General features: G+C 64.9%; 18 protein-coding genes. 6 read left to right on the forward strand and 12 right to left on the reverse strand.

Features of this window, described 5'->3' with window-relative positions; translation table 11 throughout:
- Nucleotides 1-188: 188 nt before the first annotated feature.
- The 4 genes from COW1_RS13060 to hspQ all read right to left on the reverse strand — a co-directional run bounded on the left by COW1_RS13060 (nucleotide 189) and on the right by hspQ (nucleotide 4,449).
- Nucleotides 189-2,201: a CocE/NonD family hydrolase gene (locus COW1_RS13060; RefSeq protein WP_201344442.1), complete on the reverse strand. Its 2,013-nt coding sequence runs from the start codon at nucleotides 2,199-2,201 to the stop codon at nucleotides 189-191.
- A 12-nt stretch (nucleotides 2,202-2,213) separates the two neighbouring features.
- Complete coding sequence (locus tag COW1_RS13065) at nucleotides 2,214-3,443, reverse strand: acetyl-CoA carboxylase biotin carboxylase subunit family protein (protein WP_370590908.1); 1,230 nt, start codon at nucleotides 3,441-3,443, stop codon at nucleotides 2,214-2,216.
- A gap of 127 nt (nucleotides 3,444-3,570) precedes the next feature.
- The gene (locus COW1_RS13070) at nucleotides 3,571-4,014 is read right to left on the reverse strand and encodes a YaiI/YqxD family protein (RefSeq protein ID WP_096363705.1); all 444 of its coding nucleotides are present in this window, start codon (nucleotides 4,012-4,014) and stop codon (nucleotides 3,571-3,573) included.
- A gap of 105 nt (nucleotides 4,015-4,119) precedes the next feature.
- Complete coding sequence (gene hspQ / locus COW1_RS13075) at nucleotides 4,120-4,449, reverse strand: heat shock protein HspQ (protein WP_096363703.1); 330 nt, start codon at nucleotides 4,447-4,449, stop codon at nucleotides 4,120-4,122.
- Between the two features lie 172 nt (nucleotides 4,450-4,621).
- On the opposite strand from hspQ, the gene COW1_RS13080 reads away from it, so the two are divergent.
- Complete coding sequence (locus tag COW1_RS13080; RefSeq protein WP_157745202.1) at nucleotides 4,622-5,140, forward strand: hypothetical protein; 519 nt, start codon at nucleotides 4,622-4,624, stop codon at nucleotides 5,138-5,140.
- A gap of 4 nt (nucleotides 5,141-5,144) precedes the next feature.
- On the opposite strand, the gene rnk is transcribed toward COW1_RS13080, so the two are convergent.
- The 6 genes from rnk to COW1_RS13110 form a co-directional block, all read right to left on the reverse strand.
- Nucleotides 5,145-5,558 carry a nucleoside diphosphate kinase regulator gene (gene rnk / locus COW1_RS13085; RefSeq protein WP_096363699.1) on the reverse strand — a complete coding sequence of 138 codons (414 nt, stop codon included), beginning with the start codon at nucleotides 5,556-5,558 and terminating at the stop codon, nucleotides 5,145-5,147.
- Nucleotides 5,559-5,748: 190 nt separating this feature from the next.
- Nucleotides 5,749-6,246 (reverse strand): TspO/MBR family protein, encoded by a 498-nt coding sequence (locus tag COW1_RS13090; protein WP_096363697.1) that lies wholly within the window; start codon nucleotides 6,244-6,246, stop codon nucleotides 5,749-5,751.
- Between the two features lie 11 nt (nucleotides 6,247-6,257).
- On the reverse strand, nucleotides 6,258-7,805 hold the full coding sequence (locus COW1_RS13095; RefSeq protein ID WP_096363695.1) for a glutamate synthase-related protein: 1,548 nt from the start codon (nucleotides 7,803-7,805) through the stop codon (nucleotides 6,258-6,260).
- Nucleotides 7,806-7,925: 120 nt separating this feature from the next.
- Nucleotides 7,926-8,477: a GNAT family N-acetyltransferase gene (locus tag COW1_RS13100; protein WP_096363693.1), complete on the reverse strand. Its 552-nt coding sequence runs from the start codon at nucleotides 8,475-8,477 to the stop codon at nucleotides 7,926-7,928.
- 111 nt (nucleotides 8,478-8,588) lie between these two features.
- On the reverse strand, nucleotides 8,589-9,392 hold the full coding sequence (locus tag COW1_RS13105; RefSeq protein WP_201344444.1) for a class III extradiol ring-cleavage dioxygenase: 804 nt from the start codon (nucleotides 9,390-9,392) through the stop codon (nucleotides 8,589-8,591).
- Nucleotides 9,393-9,597: 205 nt separating this feature from the next.
- Entirely contained in the window at nucleotides 9,598-10,083 is a 486-nt protein-coding gene (locus COW1_RS13110) for a hypothetical protein (protein WP_157745200.1), read from the reverse strand.
- Nucleotides 10,084-10,284: 201 nt separating this feature from the next.
- On the opposite strand from COW1_RS13110, the gene COW1_RS13115 reads away from it, so the two are divergent.
- From COW1_RS13115 to COW1_RS13130, 4 genes are all read left to right on the forward strand, one after another.
- Complete coding sequence (locus tag COW1_RS13115) at nucleotides 10,285-10,953, forward strand: integrase core domain-containing protein (protein WP_201344445.1); 669 nt, start codon at nucleotides 10,285-10,287, stop codon at nucleotides 10,951-10,953.
- Nucleotides 10,954-11,297: 344 nt separating this feature from the next.
- On the forward strand, nucleotides 11,298-12,305 hold the full coding sequence (locus tag COW1_RS13120) for an HlyD family secretion protein (protein ID WP_201344446.1): 1,008 nt from the start codon (nucleotides 11,298-11,300) through the stop codon (nucleotides 12,303-12,305).
- Complete coding sequence (rbbA, locus tag COW1_RS13125) at nucleotides 12,298-15,045, forward strand: ribosome-associated ATPase/putative transporter RbbA (RefSeq protein ID WP_201344447.1); 2,748 nt, start codon at nucleotides 12,298-12,300, stop codon at nucleotides 15,043-15,045. Before COW1_RS13120 ends, rbbA begins: the two co-directional genes overlap by 8 nt.
- Nucleotides 15,046-15,047: 2 nt before the next feature.
- On the forward strand, nucleotides 15,048-16,166 hold the full coding sequence (locus COW1_RS13130; protein ID WP_096367425.1) for an ABC transporter permease: 1,119 nt from the start codon (nucleotides 15,048-15,050) through the stop codon (nucleotides 16,164-16,166).
- Nucleotides 16,167-16,179: 13 nt separating this feature from the next.
- Here the strand turns inward: COW1_RS13130 and COW1_RS13135 are convergent, their stop codons facing one another.
- Entirely contained in the window at nucleotides 16,180-16,500 is a 321-nt protein-coding gene (locus COW1_RS13135) for a GNAT family N-acetyltransferase (protein ID WP_201344448.1), read from the reverse strand.
- A 692-nt stretch (nucleotides 16,501-17,192) separates the two neighbouring features.
- On the reverse strand, nucleotides 17,193-17,606 hold the full coding sequence (locus COW1_RS13140; RefSeq protein ID WP_201344449.1) for a hypothetical protein: 414 nt from the start codon (nucleotides 17,604-17,606) through the stop codon (nucleotides 17,193-17,195).
- Between the two features lie 306 nt (nucleotides 17,607-17,912).
- Here COW1_RS13140 and uvrD point away from each other — a divergent pair, with 306 nt between their 5' ends.
- The gene (gene uvrD, locus COW1_RS13145) at nucleotides 17,913-20,117 is read left to right on the forward strand and encodes a DNA helicase II (protein ID WP_201344450.1); all 2,205 of its coding nucleotides are present in this window, start codon (nucleotides 17,913-17,915) and stop codon (nucleotides 20,115-20,117) included.
- Nucleotides 20,118-20,218 lie beyond the last annotated feature (101 nt).

Below are 20,218 nucleotides of genomic sequence, written 5' to 3' on the forward strand. Positions count from 1 at the left end.
CAACAATCTGACGCGGCCAGGGGCGACCGTGTCAAGGTGGGAGAAAAACGGGGCCTGAAGGCTGCTGCCCCCGGCGGAGGGTGTTCGCCGCGGCATGCCGGCGTGATACCGGAAATGAGAAATCCGTCACAGCCGTGTGGCACGCAGCGGCGCACCCATCGCAGGTCACAGGCGCTGTATCCCGCTGATCAGACCAGGTTACGCTTGATGCGCCGGTTCCAGTTCTGGGAATACACTCGCCGGTCACCCTCGTAGGCATCGAGTTCGGCATCCAGATAGAAACAGCCGGCATCGGCCGTCAGTACGGTGCGGGTAATGGTCTCCACCGACCAGTCGCCGCGCTTGAGGCCGCGTACCCAGAGGGTCTCGCCGCGCGGTGAATGGAAATCATCCCCCTGATAGGAGTACCACTCCTCGGCCTTGCGGCTGACCACCAGATTGAGGTCGTCCAGCCGGTAGCTGCCGCTGTCGTTGATCACCTCCAGGGTGGAGATGTCCTGGTCCAGTTCGCGGATCACGCGCCAGTCCTGATGGCCCGGACGCAGCTGCTGCATCGCGCTGCTGGCCGCGGCCTCGGCCGCGGGGAAGCTGATCGCTTCCTCCCGCGGCGGCCGTACCGGCAGGCGCAGGCAGCAGGTGCCGGTATAGATGCGCACCTGGGTGGATTCGGGCGGCGGCCAGGCCAGGGGGAAGTAGGAGGTCGAGATGGCCAGCCGGATCCGGTGCCCGGCGGGGAAGGCCTGGGCCGCGTCATTGAGTTGGATCTGCACCCGGTAGCGTTTGCCGGGCTCGAGCGGACTGGGCGCGGCGTGGCTGTCGCGATGGGTCAGGTTGAGCAGGCCGTAGCTCACGCGCGTGACCTTGTTGTCCGGGCGCATGTCGGACAGGCGCACCGCGATCATCGCCACCGGCCGGCTGGCGGACAGTTCCAGCTCCAGCACCGGGGCGCCCAAAATCTCGAAGCCTTCCGCGAAGGGCTCGGTGGTGAACAGCAGCGCACCGCCGTCTTCCTCGCGCTGATCGTGCGGCAGGTCCGGCGTCGCACTGTAGGAGCACCATTTGCCGGCGAACAGGCCGTTGCTCAGCGGCGACTGCAGCCGCAGTTCGCGTTCCGCCACCTCGGTATCCGCGTCGACGAGCCGGTACTCGGCCAGCTTCCAGGTCCGGGTTTCGATGTTGGGAGAGGGCCAGTCGGGCTCGCTGATCCAGCGGCCGTAGCGCTGGTGATAGAAGGTCGACGGCGGCATGCTCTCCAGCATCCAGGCGCGCAGCATGGGTTCGTTCATGATGCCGGTGTCGAGGCCCTTCAGCCAGTGATCCCACCAGCGCAGGCATTCCTGTAGAAAGCCGATGGCCGGGCCGGGCACACCGAGGTGGGGGTACTTGTGACTCCAGGGGCCGATCAGGCCCAGGCGCGGTCCCGGCAGGTTGGCCAGCAGCCGGAGCACCGCGTTGCTGTAGCCGTCGGCCCAGCCGCTGACCGCCATCACGGGTGTGTGCATCCGCGAGTAGTCCTCGCAGATGGAGCCGTGCTCCCAGTAGTCGTCGCGGTGCTGATGCTGCAGCCAGGTATCCAGCCACAGCCCGCTATGCTCCAGGCGCTGGAACCACAGGTCGCGCCACTGCTCGCCGACGATCTCGGGATCCGGCGGCAGCGAGTTGTAGGCGAACATGGTTGAGGCCCAGGACAGGTTGTCGCCCAGCAGGCAGCCGCCCATGTAGTGCACGTCGTCGGCATAACGGTCGTCGGTGGAACAGACGCTGACCACCGCACCCAGCGCGGCCGGCTGCAGGGCGGCGATCTGCAGGCCGTTGAAGCCGCCCCAGGAGATGCCGATCATGCCGACCCGGCCGCTGCACCAGGGCTGTTTCGCCAGCCACTCGATGATGGCGACACCGTCGTCGAGTTCCTGCTGCAAATATTCATCGGTCAGTACACCCTCGGAGTCGCCGCTGCCGCGGATGTCCACGCGTACACTGGCGTAGCCGTGGCCGGCGAAGTAAGGGTGCATGGTCTCGTCGCGCAGCCGCACACCGTCGCGCTTGCGGTAGGGGATGTATTCCAGGATGGCCGGTACCGGGCTGGACTCGGCGTCCGCCGGCATCCAGATGCGCGCGGCCAGACGGGTGCCGTCCGGCATCGGTATCCAGGTGTGTTCGATGTGGCGGAGGTGGTGGGGAAAGCGGTCAACAATCTTCATCCCTGCCCCCTGTCATTGGAGTTTCAGGACCAACGCCTGCTGAATGGCGCGGTACTTCGGCAGCAGCGCCCGACGGTTCTGCGCCCCGGTGAAGATGACCGCGATTTCGTAGCTGTAGCTGTCCTGGTCGCGCAACTCGGACAGCCGCATGCCGGGCTCCACGTGCAGCTGGATGTCGGTCCCCGGGAAACGCTCGCATACGGCGGCGATCTCCTGCTCCGTTGGCACTCGTTCAACCATAGCATCTTCATGCACACGCCACATGAACTTGGCCGCATGGCGCCACCGGCCCTGACGCTGCGGGAAGCGCGGCTGCCGGCCCAGGCCGAGGTCCAGCATCACCTGATGATGGCTCAACCCGTCCACCGCCCGGAACAGCGGGCAATGGGACTTGGAGATGCGGGTGTTGACCTCCAGCAGCCACAGCCGGTCGTTGCCCGATTCCCAGTAGTACTCGATGTTGAAGGGCCCGTTGTCGAAGCCGATGTGGCGCATGAAGCGTGCGGTCAGCGCGATCATCCGCTGCTGCACCCGGTGCGGGATGTTTGACGGATACTCGTAGCGGGCGAAGCTGGAACGGTGCCGGCCCTCGCGGATGGAATCCACCGCGCCGTAGATCACCACCTCGCCCTGGAATACATACCCTTCCAGCGTGCACTGACGTCCGCGTGAGATCACGCCCTCGGCGATGCAGTGGAAACCGTCGATGCCGGCGACCGCCGGCGGCAGCTCGGCGAAGTGCAGCAGATAGTTGAACGGTTCGGCGAAGCGGAACAGGCTGGCGCGGATGCGGGACAGCGCCGACTCCAGCATGCGGCCATTATCCACCCGGAAGGCCAGGTGCGAGGAGGCGGCCTTCACCGGCTTGATCCAGAAGGGGTAATCCAGCGGTATCCGGCTGCGCGGATTGTCGGCGAAGGGATCGACGGCGCAGAAGGGCGGGATGTGATCGGCGACGACCTGCTGCTGTTCCAGCCGGCTCCAGTACTTGTGCTCGCACTTCAGCATTGCCGCGAAGCTCGGTGAGGGCAGGCCGAAGGGCTGGCGCAGCAGCGGCAGCAGAGTGCTGACCGGAAAATCCCAGTAGCCGACGATGGCATCGATGCTGCCGGCAAAGTCATGCAGCCGCTGCAGGCCCGCCTCGTGCAGCCACCGGGCCGGGATCGCCGCGCCGCCACGGATCTCCTCATGGCTGAACAGTGTATGGAAGCGGTAGTCGCGTGCGTCCGGCAGTGCGCGCATCTGGGCCAGGTTGAACTCATCCGCACCGAGGACAAAGATGTTCTTCACCGCGCCCGACTCCCTGTTTCGCTGGCACCCTGTACAGCCCCATCATTGGTGCCGCGTAGCCGGCAGGCAATGACACAGATCAGCTATGGGCCAACAGGCGGTCGAGCTGGTTGGCGAACTGCTGGCGGTCGCGCTGGCTCAGGGCGGCGGCGCCGCCGGTCTGGATGCCGCTGGAGCGCAGGGTGTCCATGAAGTCGCGCATGTTCAGCGTCGCCTTGATGTTGTCCTCGGTGTAGAGCTCACCGCGCGGGTTGAGCGCGCGCGCCCCTTTGCTGATGACGGCATCGGCCAGTGGGATGTCGGCGGTGATGACCAGATCGCCGGGTTGAACCCGCTCGACGATGGCATCATCCGCCACGTCGAAACCGGCACCGACCTGCAGGGTATGAATGCAGGGCGATTTCGGCACCCGCAGGGCCTGGTTGGCGACCAGGGTGAGTCGTGTCTCCGTGCGCATGGCCGCCCGGAACAGGATGTCCTTGATTACCGCAGGGCATGCATCCGCATCGACCCAGATATCCATCGCATGCCCCGGTTGAAAAGATTATTTAACCCTATCTCCTCCCCCTTGACGGGGGTACCCATAGGGCATAACAAGGATGGGAGGGGGTGAGAATACAGCCGCCGACTAGTTCGCCTTCCCCTCCTGCACATACCGCCCGTTCTCCAGCCGCGAGAAATACAACTCCAGCAGTGGATGCTGGACCGGCTCGCCGCTCGTGTCCGCTTCCAGGTGGCGCTCGGCGACGTAGGTCATGTGGTCGGAGCCGTGCACCAGCACATGGTACCAGGGCTTGTCCCTGGGCGGCCGGGATTTCGCTACCTGTTCGTACCATGCGTCGGTGGACTGGAAGGTCGGGTCCACGTCCACCACCACGCCGCGATAGTCGAAGCGCGTGTGGTGGATGATGTCGCCGACGCTGAATTTGGCGCGTCTGAATTCGATGACTTCACCCATGGTGGCCTCGCCTGTTGCCTGATTCGTTTCGGAGTCGCACCAGGAGTATAACAACCGTCGCGAACGGCGGGCCCCCGAAGACCCTGCGCGTTCCGTTGGATTTGGCTGCTGCGCGGCCTGACCCGGGCGGAGAAATGGGCTAAGCTGGCGCTCCGCCGCGAGGGGTAACGCCATGGCACGATTGTGGACAAAGGGATTGATGACCGTGGCCTGGTGGTCCTACCGGGCAGCGCGCGAGGGTATCGGCCTGCCCGTGCCCGGCGCGGTCCTGGAGCGGTTGTGCCGGCGGCTGGCCGGGGACAGCCTCGAGGACCTGCGGATCCGGCCCGGCGCGCCCACGCATCTGAGCATCAGCGGCCGCAGAAAGGCCGGTGTCTGGATCGAATTCAACGCCCGCTTCCGGCTGGAGGCGCCCGGTCCGGACGATCCGCCCCGCGGCCTGGTGCTGGTGCCCGAGAAGATCCAGCCCTTTCCGGTGAAATCCCCTATGCTCGCGGCGCTGGCCGCGCTCGACGGCGTGGACCGTCAGGGCGAGCGCCTGCGTCTGAACCTGGACCACTTCATGGAGGAGCACCAGTGGGGCCGGCGCATCCCCGCCGCGGTGCGCGACCGGGTGCGCATCGATGCCGTCCATGCCGATGCGCGCAGTATCCGGTTGTTGCTGCGGGTTTCGGCCCAGGCGCGGCGGTGACCGTCTAGCGATGATACTCGCCGGCCCGTTCGGGCTGGTAGATGACCTCCTTGATGCGCACCCGCAGGGTGCCTCCGCCCGGCTTCGGCCACTCGATCTCATCCCCCTGGGACAGGCCCAGCAGCGCACTGCCCACGGGGGCCAGGATGGAGATGGTCTGACCGGAGGTGTCGACATCCTTGGGGTACACCAGCGTCAGCTGGAACGTCTCGGCCGACGACTCGACCTCGAAGCGGACGGTGGAATTCATGGTGACCACGGTCGGCGGAACATCCGTGGGCTCGACGACCTCGGCCCGCGCCAGTTCGGCCTCGAGTGCGTCCCTGCCCGGAAAGGTCTTGTCGGAAATCGAATCGAGCAGTTTCTCCAGCCGCTCCACATCGAGGGAGGAAATGACGAGATTGGGCTTCATGGACATGGCGGTTTCCTGTGCCTGAGTAAAAAAGGCCGCCCCCGGTGCAGTGCCTGTGACTCGGCAGCTACCCGGGGGCGACCCGTTGATCAGTCATTAACTGTTATCGCTATCCTTGACCGTAAGGCAGCTAAAGTCAATCACGGGCCGGCAGCGGCCGCGTTGCCCGTGCATGATCCCCGGCTACGGCCGGCGCTCAGCCAAGCAGAACGGGGTTCAGCCGCCACACCGCAAGATTGAGCAGGGCCGCGAAACCGACCCAGGCCAGATAGGGCAGCAGCAGCAGGCCCGCCAGCGGCCGCAGCCGCCAGAAACCGAGCGTTGTCAGCAGGATCAGGGGCCACAGCAGCAGGATATTCGCAAACGCCGCCCCGCCCAGATGCCAGGCGAAGAACAGCCAGCTCCAGAGTGCATTCAGCGCGAGCTGGACCAGGAACAGCGTCAGTGCCGGCCGCCCACGGCGCGAGTCGCCAGCGCGCCAGACCAGCCAGGCGGCAACCCCCATCAGGCCGTAGAGCAGGGTCCACACCGGCCCGAACACCCCGCCCGGCGGCGCCCAGGCCGGGCGCGCCAGCTGCGCATAGAATGCGCCTGCATCGATCGAGGCGATTGCGCCTGCAGCCGCGGCCAGGTAACTGATGCCCAGCCAGGCGACCAGGCCGAAGAATTGGCGTCCGGCGCGGGGTGCGGACATTCGCGGGCGCCTCAGTCCGAGGCGTCGAGGCCGGCGTAGACGATGCCCGACAGTCGTGCCATGTCGCGATCGAAGGTCGCCAGATCCTCGCGGCTGAAATCCGCCAGGCGCGCATGCCCGCAGGCCCGCGCCATCACCTGCATCAGTTCCACCGAGGCCGCGAAGAAACGCGCCAGCCGCCGGGCGGCGTGATCGACGTCCAGGCGCCGGCGCAGTTCCGGCTTCTGGGTGGCGATGCCGGAGGGGCAGTTGTTGGTGTGGCAGATGCGCGCCCCCACGCAGCCGATGGCCTGCATGGCGCTGTTGGCCAGGGCGATCCCATCGGCGCCCAGGGCCAGCGCCTTGATGAAATCGGCCGGTACCCGCAGGCCGCCGGTGACGATCAGGGTCACCCGCCCGCTGGCGCCGTTCTCGTCCAGGTAGCGCCGGGCGCGCGCCAGCGCCGGAATGGTGGGCACGCTGATGTGATCGCGGAACAGCAGCGGCGCGGCGCCGGTGCCCCCGCCGCGGCCGTCGAGGATGACATAATCGGCGCCCGCCTCCAGCGCGAAGCCGAGGTCGTGTTCGATGCGGTTGGCGCTGAGCTTGAAGCCGACCGGGATGCCGCCGCTGATCTCGCGCACCCGCTCGGCGAAGCGGCGGAAATCCTTCGGCGTGGCCAGGTCCTCGAAGGTCGGCGGCGAGATCGCCGGCTCGCCCGCCGGAATGCCGCGCACCTCGGGGATGCGGCCGGTGTTCTTGGCCGCCGGCAGGTGTCCGCCGGTGCCGGTCTTGGCGGCCTGGCCGCCTTTGAAGTGAAAGGCCTGGACCCGCTCCAGCAACTCCTCCCGGTAGCCGAACCTGGCCGAGGCCAGCTCGTAGAAGTAGCGGCGGTTGGCGGCCTGCTCCTCCGGCAGCATGCCGCCCTCGCCGGAGCAGATGCCGGTGCCGGCCAGCTCCGCCCCGGTGGCCAGGGCGATCTTGGCCTCCTCCGACAGGGAACCGAAGCTCATGTCCGAGACCAGCAGCGGGATGTCGAGCCGCAGCGGCTTGCGGCTCTCGGGGCCGATCACCAGTTCGGTCGCCACCCCGACATCCTCGGCCAGTGGCCGGCGGTCCAGCTGGGCCACCATGATCTGGATGTCGTCCCACTTCGGCAGGCGCTCGCGCGGCACGCCCATCGCCGCGACCGGACCGTGCTGGCCCATGGCGTCCAGCCCTTCCTCGGCCAGCCGGTGGATGAACTCGACCTGGGGTTCCTCCGCCGTTGCCTGCGGCGCGGGCATGGTGTCGTCCGAGGCCGCGTCGACGCCCGCTCCTTCCTGGCCCACCTGGTCATCGGAGAACTGCTGATGGGTGCCGTCGCAGTAGGGTCGGTTGCCCGTGTGCTTGCAGGCGCACAGCCAGGCCTCGCCGGTCTCCTCGGCCGTGAAGGCAAGCGGCGTGAAGTCGGTCCCGGCGTGGGAGCCATCGCAGAACGGCTGATTGGCGGAGCGGCCGCAGACGCAGAAATAGTATTCCTCGCCCTCGGTCAGATCGACGCGGACAGGTTGGTTGTTGGCGATGATGGGTTTGGTCATGGGCGATTCCAGGTTGGCGTCAGGTGAAACACATGAATGAGATCAGCATACCGTCGCGAAAGTTTCGCAGCCATCCGCAAGGCAGGCTGGCCGCTGATTCAGTACCGAAGGGCCGTCGACTCACTCCTGCCAGTGCTTCGGATCATTGAGCGTATCCGCGCACACCACTCGCCCGCTCACATTGCCGATCACGCTCGGCTGCAGTTCCTGCACCATCCAGGCGGCAGCCTGTTCGCCCGGGATGGGGTGCGGCGCCTCCAGGCCACGCTCTCCGGCGGGATCGAAGCCGTACCTGGGGTAGTAGCCGGGATGGCCGAGTACGAACACCAGCTGTACCCCGGCCGCTTTCAGCTGCTCCAGTCCTGCCGCGATGAGACGCCCGCCGATGCCCTGGCCCTGATGGTCCGGGTGGACGGCCATGGGCGCGAGGATGGCCGAGGAAACGGTAGGCTCTGCGCCAGCGATCTGCGTGTGCGTGAACAGGATATAACCGACCATGCGGCCCTCCCGGGTCGCGGCCAGCGACAACAGCGGACGCGCGCTGGGGTCATGCAGCAGATCGGCGACCAGGGCGGCGATCTCCGGACCCTGGTCCGGGCCGAAGGCGGCATTGAGCAAAGCGGCGATGGCCGCCGTGTCGGCATCGGTGGTTGTGCGTATCCTTATGTCCATGCGGAAGCAGCGCTCAGATAGATGAGACGAGGGCGGGGTCGGATGCGCGGGTGCGGGGTTCGCCGGAACCGTCATCCCGGCGCAGTCCGGAATCAAGAGGCCGCGGCGGCATCAGGCGTCCCACAGGTACATGCTCGATTGCTTGTTGAGGATCTGCAATTCATAGGAATTCGAGCAGGCGGCACCGGCAAACCCGTAACACACATGCAGGGGCAGCAGGTGTTCCTCCCGGGGATGGCAGTAACGCGCGAAAGGCGCGGATTCCCAGTTCTCCAGCCGCTGGCATCGTTCCTCCTCGCCAATGGACCGGTCGCTGCAGGTCGAGAGCAGCCACTGCTCGAAGGATGTGTTCATCGACCTTGCTTCGGCGGTCTCGGACGCGAAGAAGGCCCGCATGTTGTGGAAGGAGAATCCGGAGCCGATCAGGAGCAGTGATGGATCGCCCAGGCCCTGCAGCGCACGCCCGAGCCGGATGTGCTCGGCGGGATCGAGGCTATCGACCAGCGACAGCTGAACGCAGGGGATGTCCGCCTCCGGATACATGATCTTGAGGGGCACGAACAGGCCGTGATCAAACCCACGGGCCTCGTCCAGCTGTGCGCTGATGCCGGACGTTTTCAGTTGATCGGCGATGGCGCGCGCCAGCCGCGGCTCACCCGGGCAGGGGTATTCGATAGCGTAGGATTCCGCCGGAAAGCCGCTGTAGTCGTATATCAGTTCCGGGCTGGCGCCGGAGGTGATGGTCGGTTTGGGCGCCTCCCAGTGAGCGCTGACCACGATGATGGCCGCGGGGCGTTTTATGGTCGCTGCAATCGCCTTCAGCTGCGCGACCATCTCGGCATGCGCGCCGTCCCCCAGCAGCGGCAGGGGGCCGCCGCCATGTGACAGGAACAGGGCCCGCCGTTGATTGCTCACAGGGGGTCTCCGGTGCGCGGAACCCGGAGTATTGCAGACAGGGTACGGCAACAGAATGTGGCCGTTACCGTTTGTGGTCCGCACCCTTTCCCCGTGGCCGCCCGGATGACGCCCGGTTTGACCGCGGCATCCCGGCGCATGCCAGGATCCAGGGCCATGGCTTGCGCGTTCACAAGCGGTGTAGAGCAAGACACCATAAGCTGCCTCAGTTCAATGACGCAATGTGTTCAACCGCCTTGTCCTGGATCCGGATGAGTTGATCGATCATTTCATTTTCATCGCGCAGATCGCCAAGCGCCCCGACCAATCCGGCCTGGATGGCCTTGAACAGTTTGATCGCATCGGGCTTTGCAATCTCGCCGTCACTCAATTTGCAGATCCAGACATCGGCGCCGGTGGCGGAGAGTTCCATCATCCGGTCGAACGTCAGCTCTTCATTTTCAAAATACTTTCTGATCAGCCGGTCACCGCCCTGGAGCATGAACGCCACGGTTCTGAGCGCCTCGTTGACCTCGCCGCCGGTATCCTCCGCCGCTGAACTGTAGATCGGCCCGATGGATTCCAGCAGGTCCGCCCATTCGCTGTTGGCCTTCCCGCTCACCATGATTGCGGCCATGGGGGTTGTGACCAGCAGTTTATGGCTGGGGGTGTGCATTTTTTCCGGATCTATTTCAAAGTCATTCTCTTGCATGTCATCCTGCTTTTGTCACGAATGTTAGGGCCTGCTGCGGGCCTGGCCCGAAAAATGGCCCGGTCGGGTTTTGCAGCAGATATTACCGATCGCGTTTTGCGACAGGCCTGTCGAGTGTTTAATCTGGTGACCGTACCCCCGTAATCCGAGCCCCATGGAATGTGGGATCTCCCTATGATTATGACCGAGGGAGGGCCCAAGATGAAGCGCAAGCGATATACGGAAGAACAGATCATCGCGATCCTGAAAGAGCATGAGACTGGCGCCCGGGTGGAAAATCTGGCGCGCCGCCACGGGGTCTGTGAGAACACGATTTACCGCTGGAAGTCGAAGTTCGGCGGGCTGGAGGTCAGCGAGACCAGCCGATTGCGTGACCTGGAGCAGCAGAATGCCCGCCTCAAGCGGCTGCTGGCCGAGGCGGAGCTCGCAAGGCCGCGCTCAAGGAGCTTGTCGAGGGAAACTGGTGACGGCCGCGCAGCGGCGCCGGGCCGTGGAGCACCTCAAGTCTGCCATGTCAGCGAACGACGCGCCTGCCGGCTGACCCGGTTCAGCCGCTCCGCCGCCTGGTATCGACTCAAGGGTCGCGACGACAGTGAGCTGAGATACCGACTCAAGGCGCTCGCCCAGCAGTATCCCCGCTATGGCTACCCGACGCTGCATTTCATTCAGACCGGCAAGCCGACCCAGAACGCCTTTGTCGAGAGCTTCAATGGCAAGTTCCGCGACTACTGCCTCAACCTGCATTGGTTCGCCAGCCTGGCGGACGCGCGATCCGCGATCGAAGACTGGCGAGGGCATTACAACCATGTCCGGCCACACCGTTCACTTGGCAGGAAATCACCCGCAGTGTTCGCTCGAGAGGTGGCCTGATATGCTCAATTTCCCACGTTCAGACTGGCTCGGATTCAGGGGTACGGTCATCTGGATAGGAAATATGCGCTTTACGAACCTTTTCGGTAAGAGTCCAGGTGCCGTGCTTTGATGAATCTAACAGCCCCCTCCCATACCAAATACTGACGAGCCCACGCCACCTGTAAATATGGGTCGCCGGAGATATCGTCCTGGAGGAATCAACGGACAGGTAGAACGGCTGCAGCCCCACTGGCACAAACTCCGGAATTCGAAACCATCTTGATCGGCGTTACCATCGCGGCGACCAGTTCTTCTATACTGAAACGCTCTCCCGACTCCCAAGACTGACCCAAGGACTGAACATGGCTGAAAAAGCCGCCAAAACCGCCAAAACCGCCGCCCGCTTCCTCCCTGCCCTCCTGATCCTGGCGGTCGCCGGCCTCGCCGCCTGGTACCTGCTACCCGACGGCGATGCGCTGCCCGCGCACATCGCCTCCGGCAACGGCCGCATTGAAGCCACGGAAGTGGACATCGCCACCCGCCTGCCTGGCCGGCTGGAATCGTTTTCCGTGCGCGAAGGTGACCTGGTGGAAACCGGGCAGTTGCTGGCCGTCATGGACACCGACGAGCTGCAGGCGCGCCTGGCGGCGGGCGAAGCCAATCTGCACCAGGCGGAGCAGACCCGCCACCTGGCGGAGGCGGTGGTGGCCCAGCGGGAGAGCGAGCGGCGCTATGCCTACAGCGAGTTGGCCCGCATGCAGACCCTGGTGGAGCGGGGCCACGCTTCCCGGGAGCAGCTGGACCGCGCCCGTACCGCGGCGGAGACCGCCGATGCCGCCCTGCAGGCCGCACGGGCCCAGGTGGCCTCCGCCGACGCCGGTATCGAGGCGGCCCGGGAGGCGATCCACCAGATCCAGACCAACATCGACGACAGCCGGCTTACCACCCCGGTGGGCGGCCGCGTTCTCTACCGGCTGGCGGAGCCCGGTGAGGTGCTGGCGGCCGGCGGCAAGGTGGCCACGGTGCTCGATGTCACCGACGTCTACATGACCATCTTCCTGCCCACGGCCCAGGCCGGCCGGGTGCGGGTGGGCTCGGACGCGCGCATCACGCTGGACGCCCTGCCGGACTATGTGGTGCCGGCGGAGGTCAGCTTTGTCGCGGCGGAGGCGCAGTTCACGCCCAAGTCGGTCGAAACCCGCAGCGAACGGGAGAAGCTGATGTTCCGGGTGCGTGTCCGCATCAACCCGGACCTGCTCAAGACCTATCGCGACCGGGTCAAGACCGGTGTGCCGGGCGAGGCCTATGTGCGCCTGGACGAGAGCCAGCCCTGGCCGGACAGCCTGACGGTCAAGCTGCCCAATGGCTGAGGCCGCAGCCCGGCTGGAGGGCATCAGCCACCGCTACGGGGACACCACCGCGCTGCGCGATATCACGCTGGCCATCCCCGCGGGCTGCATGGTGGGCCTGATCGGCCCGGACGGGGTGGGCAAGTCCACCCTGCTGGGGCTGGTTGCCGGCGCCCGCCAGCTGCAAGCGGGACGCCTGCAGGTACTGGGCGGCGATATGGCCAGCCACCGCGTGCGCACCTGCGCCGCCCCGCGAATCGCCTACATGCCCCAGGGCCTGGGCGGCAATCTCTACCACAGCCTGACAGTGGACGAGAACCTCGCCTTCTTCGCCGACCTGTTCGGTCTCAGCGGCCCTTCCCGCCGGCAGCAGATCGATCGCCTGCTGGAGGCCACCGGCCTGCTGGAATTCCGCGACCGCCCCGCCGGCAAGCTCTCCGGTGGCATGAAGCAGAAGCTGGGCCTGTGCTGCGCGCTGATCCACCACCCCGACCTGTTGATCCTGGACGAGCCCACCACCGGCGTCGACCCGCTCTCCCGCAAACGCTTCTGGGACCTGATCGACACCATCCGCCAGCAGCGCGCCGGCATGAGTGTGCTGGTGGCCACCGCCTACATGGAAGAGGCGGAACGCTACGACTGGCTGGTGGCGATGGACGCCGGGAAGGTGCTGGCCACCGGTTCCCCCGCCGAGCTGCACCGGCAGACCGGCACCGACACCCTGGATGATGCCTTTATCGCCCTGCTGCCGGACAGCCGCCAGGAACAGGAGCTGGGCAGGTCGACAGCGGCACAAGCGGCAGCACCACCCACCGGCAGCAACAATGGCAATGGCAGCCCGGCCATCGTGGCCGAACACCTGACCCTGAAATTCGGCCACTTCACCGCGGTGCGGGACGTCAGCTTTGCCATCCCCAAGGGCGAGATCTTCGGCTTCCTGGGCTCCAACGGCTGCGGCAAGACCACCACCATGAAAATGCTCACCGGCCTGCTCACCCCGACCGAAGGAGCGGTGGCGCTGTTCGGCGAGCCGCTGGATGCCAAAGATCTGGCCACCCGCCGCCGGGTCGGCTACATGTCGCAGTCGTTCTCGCTCTACGGCGAGCTGAGCGTGCGCCAGAACCTCGACCTGCACGCCCGCCTGTTTCATCTGCCGGTGGAGAAAATTGCCGGGCGCATCGCCACCCTGACCCGGGAGTTCGGCCTGGAGAATGTGCTCGACCACCCCGCCGGTGCCCTGCCCCTGGGCGTGCGCCAGCGCCTGTCCCTGGCGGTCGCGGTGGTACACGAACCGGAGCTGCTGATCCTGGACGAACCCACCTCGGGGGTGGACCCGGGGGCGCGCAACCGCTTCTGGGAATTGCTGATGCGCCTGTCCCGGGAGGACGGGGTGACCATCTTCATCTCCACCCACTTCATGAACGAAGGCGAGCGCTGCGACCGCATCTCGCTGATGCACGCCGGCGAAGTGCTGGCCTGCGACACCCCGGCGGCCCTGATCGAACAGACCGGCAGCGACAGCCTGGAAGGCGCCTTCATGACCACCCTGGAAGCGGTGGACAAGGAACCGGAGCGCCAGAACGGCGGCAAGCTGCTGAGCCAGGGCAACAGCGGGCAGCCGGAACGCCCCAGGGCCTTCAGCCCGCAACGGCTGCTGGCCTACGCCCGGCGCGAGGCGCGGGAGCTGCTGCGCGACCCGATCCGCATGGCCTTCGCCTTCCTCGGTTCGGCACTGCTGATGCTGATCCTCGGCTACGGCATCACCATGGATGTGGAAAACCTGCCCTTTGCCGTGCTGGACCGGGACCAGACGCCCCAGAGCCGGGACTACGTCGCCGCCCTCTCCGGCTCCCGCTATTTTGTCGAGCGCCCGGCCCTGTCCACTGCCGAGGAGCTGGAGCGGCGCATGCGTTCGGGGGAGCTGAGCCTGGCCATCGAGATCCCCGCCGGCTTCGGCCGCGACATGAAACGCGGTCGCGACACCGAACTGGCGGTGTGGGTGGATGGCGCCATGCCCTTTCGCGGCGAGACCATCATGGGGTATGTGCAGGGCATGCACGTCAGCTACCTGAGCGAGCAGGCCCGGCGCGCCTGGGGCGAGGCGCCCCGCCTGAGCCTGGTCAGCCTGGAGGACCGCTACCGCTACAACCAGGATTTCCGCAGCCTGGATGCCATGGTGCCGGCGGTGATCCCGATCCTGCTGATCTTTATTCCTGCCATCCTGATGGCCCTGGGTATCGTGCGCGAGAAGGAGCTCGGCTCCATCACCAACCTCTACGTCACCCCGGTGACCCGGCTGGAGTTCCTGCTCGGCAAGCAGCTGCCCTACATCGTCTTCAGCATGGTCAGCTACGCCAGCCTGGTCCTGCTGGCGGTGTACCTGTTTGACGTGCCGCTCAAGGGTGGCCTGCTCTCCCTCAGCCTGGGCGCGCTGCTCTTCGTCACCGCCACCACCGCCCTGGGTCAGGTGATGTCCACCTTCGCCTCCACCCAGATTGCCGCACTGGCCGCTACCGCCATCATCAGCATCCTGCCCACCGTGCAGTTCTCCGGCCTCACCGAACCGGTGTCCTCCCTCAGCGGCGCCGGCGCCTGGATCGGCCCCCTCTGGCCGGCCACCTGGTTTTTGCAGATCAGCCGCGGTGTATTCACCAAGGGCCTGACCCTGGCCGACCTGCAGGGGGCCTTCCTGGCCCTGGCGGCGTTTATCCCGGTGCTTACCGGCCTGGCCATGGTGCTGCTGCGGAAACAGGGGCGCTGATGATGGAATCCCTCGGCAACATCTGGCACCTGGGCATCAAGGAACTGCGCAGCCTGTGGCAGGACAAGGTGCTGATGATCTTTGTGCTGATGGCCTTCAGCGTGATGATCTACACCGCCGGGTCCGCCGGCTCCATGGAGCTGCACAACGCCCCGGTGGCGGTGGTGGATGAAGACCGGACCGTGCTCTCGAACCGGGTCATCAACGCCCTGCAGCCGCCCTGGTTCCTGACCCCGGACATGGTGGACTACGGCGAGATCGATGAGCTGCTTGACAAGGGCAGCCACACCTTTGCCCTGGTGATCCCGGAGGGCTTCGAGCGCAAGGTGCGCCAGGGCCAGCCGGTGAGCCTGCAGCTGAACATCGACGCCACCCGCATGAGCCAGGCCTTTATCGGCACCACCTACATTCAGCGCTTAGCCATGACCGAAGTGGCCGAGTTCCTGCAGCCCGGCAGTGCCAATGACAACCTGCCGGTGACCCTGGTGAGCCGCGCCAGCTTCAACCCCAATCTGGACGGCACCTGGTTTGGTGGCGTGATGGAACTGATCAGCCAGGTCACCATGATCAGCATCATACTGACCGGTGCCGCCCTGATTCGCGAGCGGGAACACGGCACCGTGGAACACCTGATGGTCATGCCGCTACGACCGTTCGAGATCATGGCGTCCAAGGTATGGGCCAACGGCCTGGTGGTGCTGCTGGCGGCGTCTGTGTCGATCACCCTGGTGATTCAGGGCTGGCTGGACGTACCCATTGCCGGCTCCGTATGGCTGTTCCTGCTGGGGGCGCTGATTCACCTGTTCTCGACCACCGCCATCGGCATCCTGATCGGCACCGTGGCCCGCACCATGCCCCAGTTCGGCCTGCTGCTGATCCTCACCATCCTGCCCTTGCAGTTATTATCTGGCGGCATTACTCCCCGGGAAAGCATGCCCGAGCTGGTGCAGAACCTGATGCTGGCCGCGCCGACCACTCACTTCGTGAGCATGGCCCAAGCCATTCTCTACCGGGGTGCTGGGATGGAAGTGGTGTGGCCGCAGATGCTGGCGCTGGTGGCGATTGCCGGGGTGTTTTTCTCGGTGGCGCTGGTGCTGTTTCGGCGGCATTTGTCGGTCTGAGGAAGGGAATGAGCTAAGCGTTAAAATGTGTCGGTGAAAAATGAGAATGATTGCGTTTTGTCGCCGACCCCTTTAATCCCCTGGAATAAAAGCCCGGATCACCATAGGTGAAGACCAGTTTCACGCCCTGTGCCTTCAATTGGTCAAGGCCGAAATTGATGAGGCGCTGACCGATCCCCCGGCCCTGGTATTTTGTATCAACGGCTACTGGTGATAGAAGAAAGGCCTCGACAGGTGTGTCGAAGGTCAGCCGGGTGAAGAAGATGCAGCAGATGATCCGTTCATGTTCAGTGACGACAAAACCGGAAATATCCCGAGCGCCGGTATTATTCATCAAATCGAGCACAGCTGGCCGATCAGCTCTCCCTCTGCCCGGTTTTCCGAATCAGAGAATGTCTCGGTAAACAGATGCTGAATTTCCTGTTTGTCGGACTCTGTGTATGCCGTAAATTTCATTTCGTACGAGTCTATAATGGGCTGTGATGTTGGGTTGGTGGCAAGTGTCATGCTTAACGCCCCGGATGAACGGCCGAGCTGTGGCGAGCACCGGCACCACATAGTGGCGCGAATTCACTACGGTGATTAGACATCGATCGTCTTTAGGTCGACGTATGGGCAGCAACCATTCCAAGGTGAATACGACATGAGAAAGATCGCCTGGTCGATCAGATTCGTCCGCTCAAATTCGTGAACCCGGATAGCCTCGATGAGAGAGAAATCGAGAACCCGCGGCTCGTCGCAGTAGATTACGAGCAAATATTCGTCGTAGGGTCCGCCCTTCAGCGTGGAGGGGTTGTCTTACTCCGAGACTCTCTGTTGCAGCGTTCTCAGTAAGTTGTTGATCTCCAGCGGTGTCCATTCAACGGGCTTCTTTCGGCGGGCAGCCGCGATTGCTTGTCCGTGGCCTCGATGCCAATCAGGCGTCCATCGTCGCCGACGCCGCGTGCCTTGTACTCCTTGAAGCTGAATTAAAAGGGTCGCTGACAATTGATAATAATTTTATTTATTAAAGCCGTCCTTTACTCACTATTCGATCTTTTTGGCGACTGCGGCCGTGCCGTGCTTGTCGCGCATCAGAAGATCTCCGTTCTCGTCAATCACCCAGTGGTCTTCAAGTCGCGACGGAATTACCGGATCGAACCGGCGGCCGAGATCTGACTTCTTTTCGACCACCTCCATCCGCTTTTCACTGCCGTCGTCGTATTCGTTGACGTAATACAGTTTGCCGTCCTTGGCGAGAATGGTGACGTTGCTATGGAAGATCGGGTTCGTTACGTTGTCGCGCCATTTTCCGATGACGCCCTCCTTTGATGGGGCGATGACCTGACTGCTCTGCTCGCCGTCGTTGGGAGGTTGCCCGCCCGATGTTGCAGACTCGTCGCCGCAACCGCTGAGTATCAACAGTGCCAGCGCGACCCACGTTGTCAGCAAAATGCGCATGATGTGCCTCCTGTGTGAGATGACAGGGCAGTGAAATTGAAAGCGGTGACCATTCCTGCAGCCTGCATTATTAATCACAGGCAATGCGAGAACAGGGAGATGCCGATGGGCAAGCGCCCTTATACCTTTCTCTGCGGTCGCTCAGGACGGATCGTCCTGAGTATAGGAAAGAATATGGAGATTTCATGGGCCGGGTAGTGAACCCGGAACTGTGGTCGTGCGCCATGCCTGCCCGGAGCTTTTGCCTCTGCCTCTGAGTTTCCGCTTCACCGCGATGCAGGCCGTCTGATCTGGTAAAATACCCATATGGATGTTTCCCCGATTCTCGACCCTCTGAACGACGCCCAGCGCGAGGCGGTGACGGCGCCGGCCGGGCATGTGCTGGTGCTGGCCGGGGCCGGCAGCGGCAAGACCCGGGTGCTGGTGCATCGCATCGCCTGGCTGATCCAGGTGGAGCGGGTCTCGCCGTTCGGGATCCTGGCGGTGACCTTCACCAACAAGGCAGCCCGCGAGATGCGTGGACGTATCGAGGAACTCATGGGGGTGCCGGCGCGCGGCATGTGGGTGGGCACCTTCCACGGGCTGGCGCACCGGCTGCTGCGCGCCCACTGGCAGGAGGCCGGGCTGCCCGAGACCTTCCAGATCATCGACTCCGACGATCAGTTGCGCCTGGTCAAGCGGGTGCTGCGCCAGCTGGAGCTGGACGAGGCGCGCTTTCCCCCCAAGCAGCTGCAGTGGTTCATCAACGGACGCAAGGACGAGGGCCTGCGGCCGCAGCACGTCGAGCACTTCGACGATCCCTTCCTCAAGACCCAGATCCGGGTCTACGCGGCCTACGATGAACTGTGCCAGCGGCTGGGGCTGGTGGATTTCGCCGAGATCCTGCTGCGCGCTCACGAACTGTGGCTGAAATACCCCCGGGTGCTGGCGCACTACCAGCAGCGCTTCGGCCACATCCTGGTCGACGAGTTCCAGGACACCAACAGCATCCAGTACGCCTGGCTGCGGCTGCTGGCCGGCCAGACCGGGCGGGTGTTCGCCGTCGGCGACGACGACCAGTCCATCTACGGCTGGCGCGGGGCGCGGATCGAGAACATCCAGCGCTTTTCCGAGGACTTCCCGGGCACCCAGCTGGTGCGGCTGGAGCAGAACTACCGCTCCACCGGCACCATCCTGGCAGCGGCCAATGCGCTGATCGCCCACAACGCCGGGCGCATGGGCAAGAATCTCTGGACCGAGGGTGAGGACGGCGAGCCCATCGAGTTGTACAACGCCTACAACGAGTACGAGGAGGCGCAGTACGTCGTCGACCGCATTGAGCAGTTCACCGAGACCGGCCAGGCGCGCTCCGAGATCGCCATCCTGTACCGTTCCAACGCCCAGTCGCGGGTGTTCGAGGAACAACTCATGCAGCGCGCCATACCTTATAGAGTGTATGGCGGCCTGCGCTTCTTCGAGCGCGCCGAGATCAAGGACGCCCTGTGCTACCTGCGCCTGGCCAACAACCGCGGCGACGACGCCTCCTTCGAGCGGGTGGTCAACCAGCCGCCGCGCGGCATCGGCGAACGCACCGTGGGCGCGGTGCGCGAACAGGCGCGGGCGCTGGATATCTCGCTGTGGGAGTCGGCGAGGCGCATCGTCGCCGAGAAGGCGCTCAATGCCCGGGCGGTGAACGCGCTCAACAACTTCATCGAGCTGATCGAGAACGCCGGCGAAAGCATTGTGGATCTGGAACTGCACGAACAGGCCGAGGCCATGATCCAGGCCAGCGGCCTGATCGAGCACTTTAAAAAGGAGAAGGGCGAGCGCGGCCAGGCCCGGATCGAGAACCTGGAGGAACTGGTCAACGCCGCCCGCGCCTTCGAGGTGCCGGAGGAGGCCGAGGAGGATCTGACCGAGGGCGAGCCCGATGCGCTGACCGCCTTCCTCGCCCACGCCGCGCTGGAGGCCGGCGAGGGCCAGGCCGACGCCTGGGAGGACTGCGTGCAGCTGATGACCCTGCACTCGGCCAAGGGGCTGGAGTTCCCGGTGGTGTTCATGGCCGGGCTGGAGGAGGGCCTGTTTCCGCACCAGATGTCGGTCGACGAACCGGGCCGGCTGGAGGAGGAACGGCGGCTGTGCTACGTCGGCATGACCCGCGCCCGCCAGCGCCTGCATGTGAGCTATGCCGAGAAGCGTCGCCTGCACGGCCAGGAGAACTATGCCATCCCCTCGCGCTTCCTGCGCGAGCTGCCGCAGGGGCTGCTGCAGGAGGTGCGGCCGCAGCCGAGCTATGCTGGGTTTGGGGGCGGCCCGGGCGCCGCGGCGCCGACCGCGTCATCGAACCTGTTTGCCGATGCAGCCGCAGACGCCGAACTGGCGCTGGGCTCGCGGGTGCAGCATCCCAAGTTCGGCGAGGGCGTGGTGCTGAACTACGAGGGCAACGGCCCGCACGCGCGGGTGCAGGTGAACTTCCAGGAGGCCGGGCCCAAGTGGCTGGTGGTGGCGTACGCCAACCTGGCGCCGGCGTGATTTCAATTCCCCCCTAACCCCTGCCCCTCTCCCCCTGAGGGGGAGAGGGAATGATATGGGTTGTCTACACTCTTCGGTAAGACCGAAACCGACCGGACCTG

It is taken from the genome of Thiohalobacter sp. COW1 (assembly GCF_016629505.1).
In the GTDB taxonomy this organism is placed as follows: Bacteria; Pseudomonadota; Gammaproteobacteria; order Thiohalobacterales; family Thiohalobacteraceae; genus Thiohalobacter; species Thiohalobacter thiocyanaticus_A.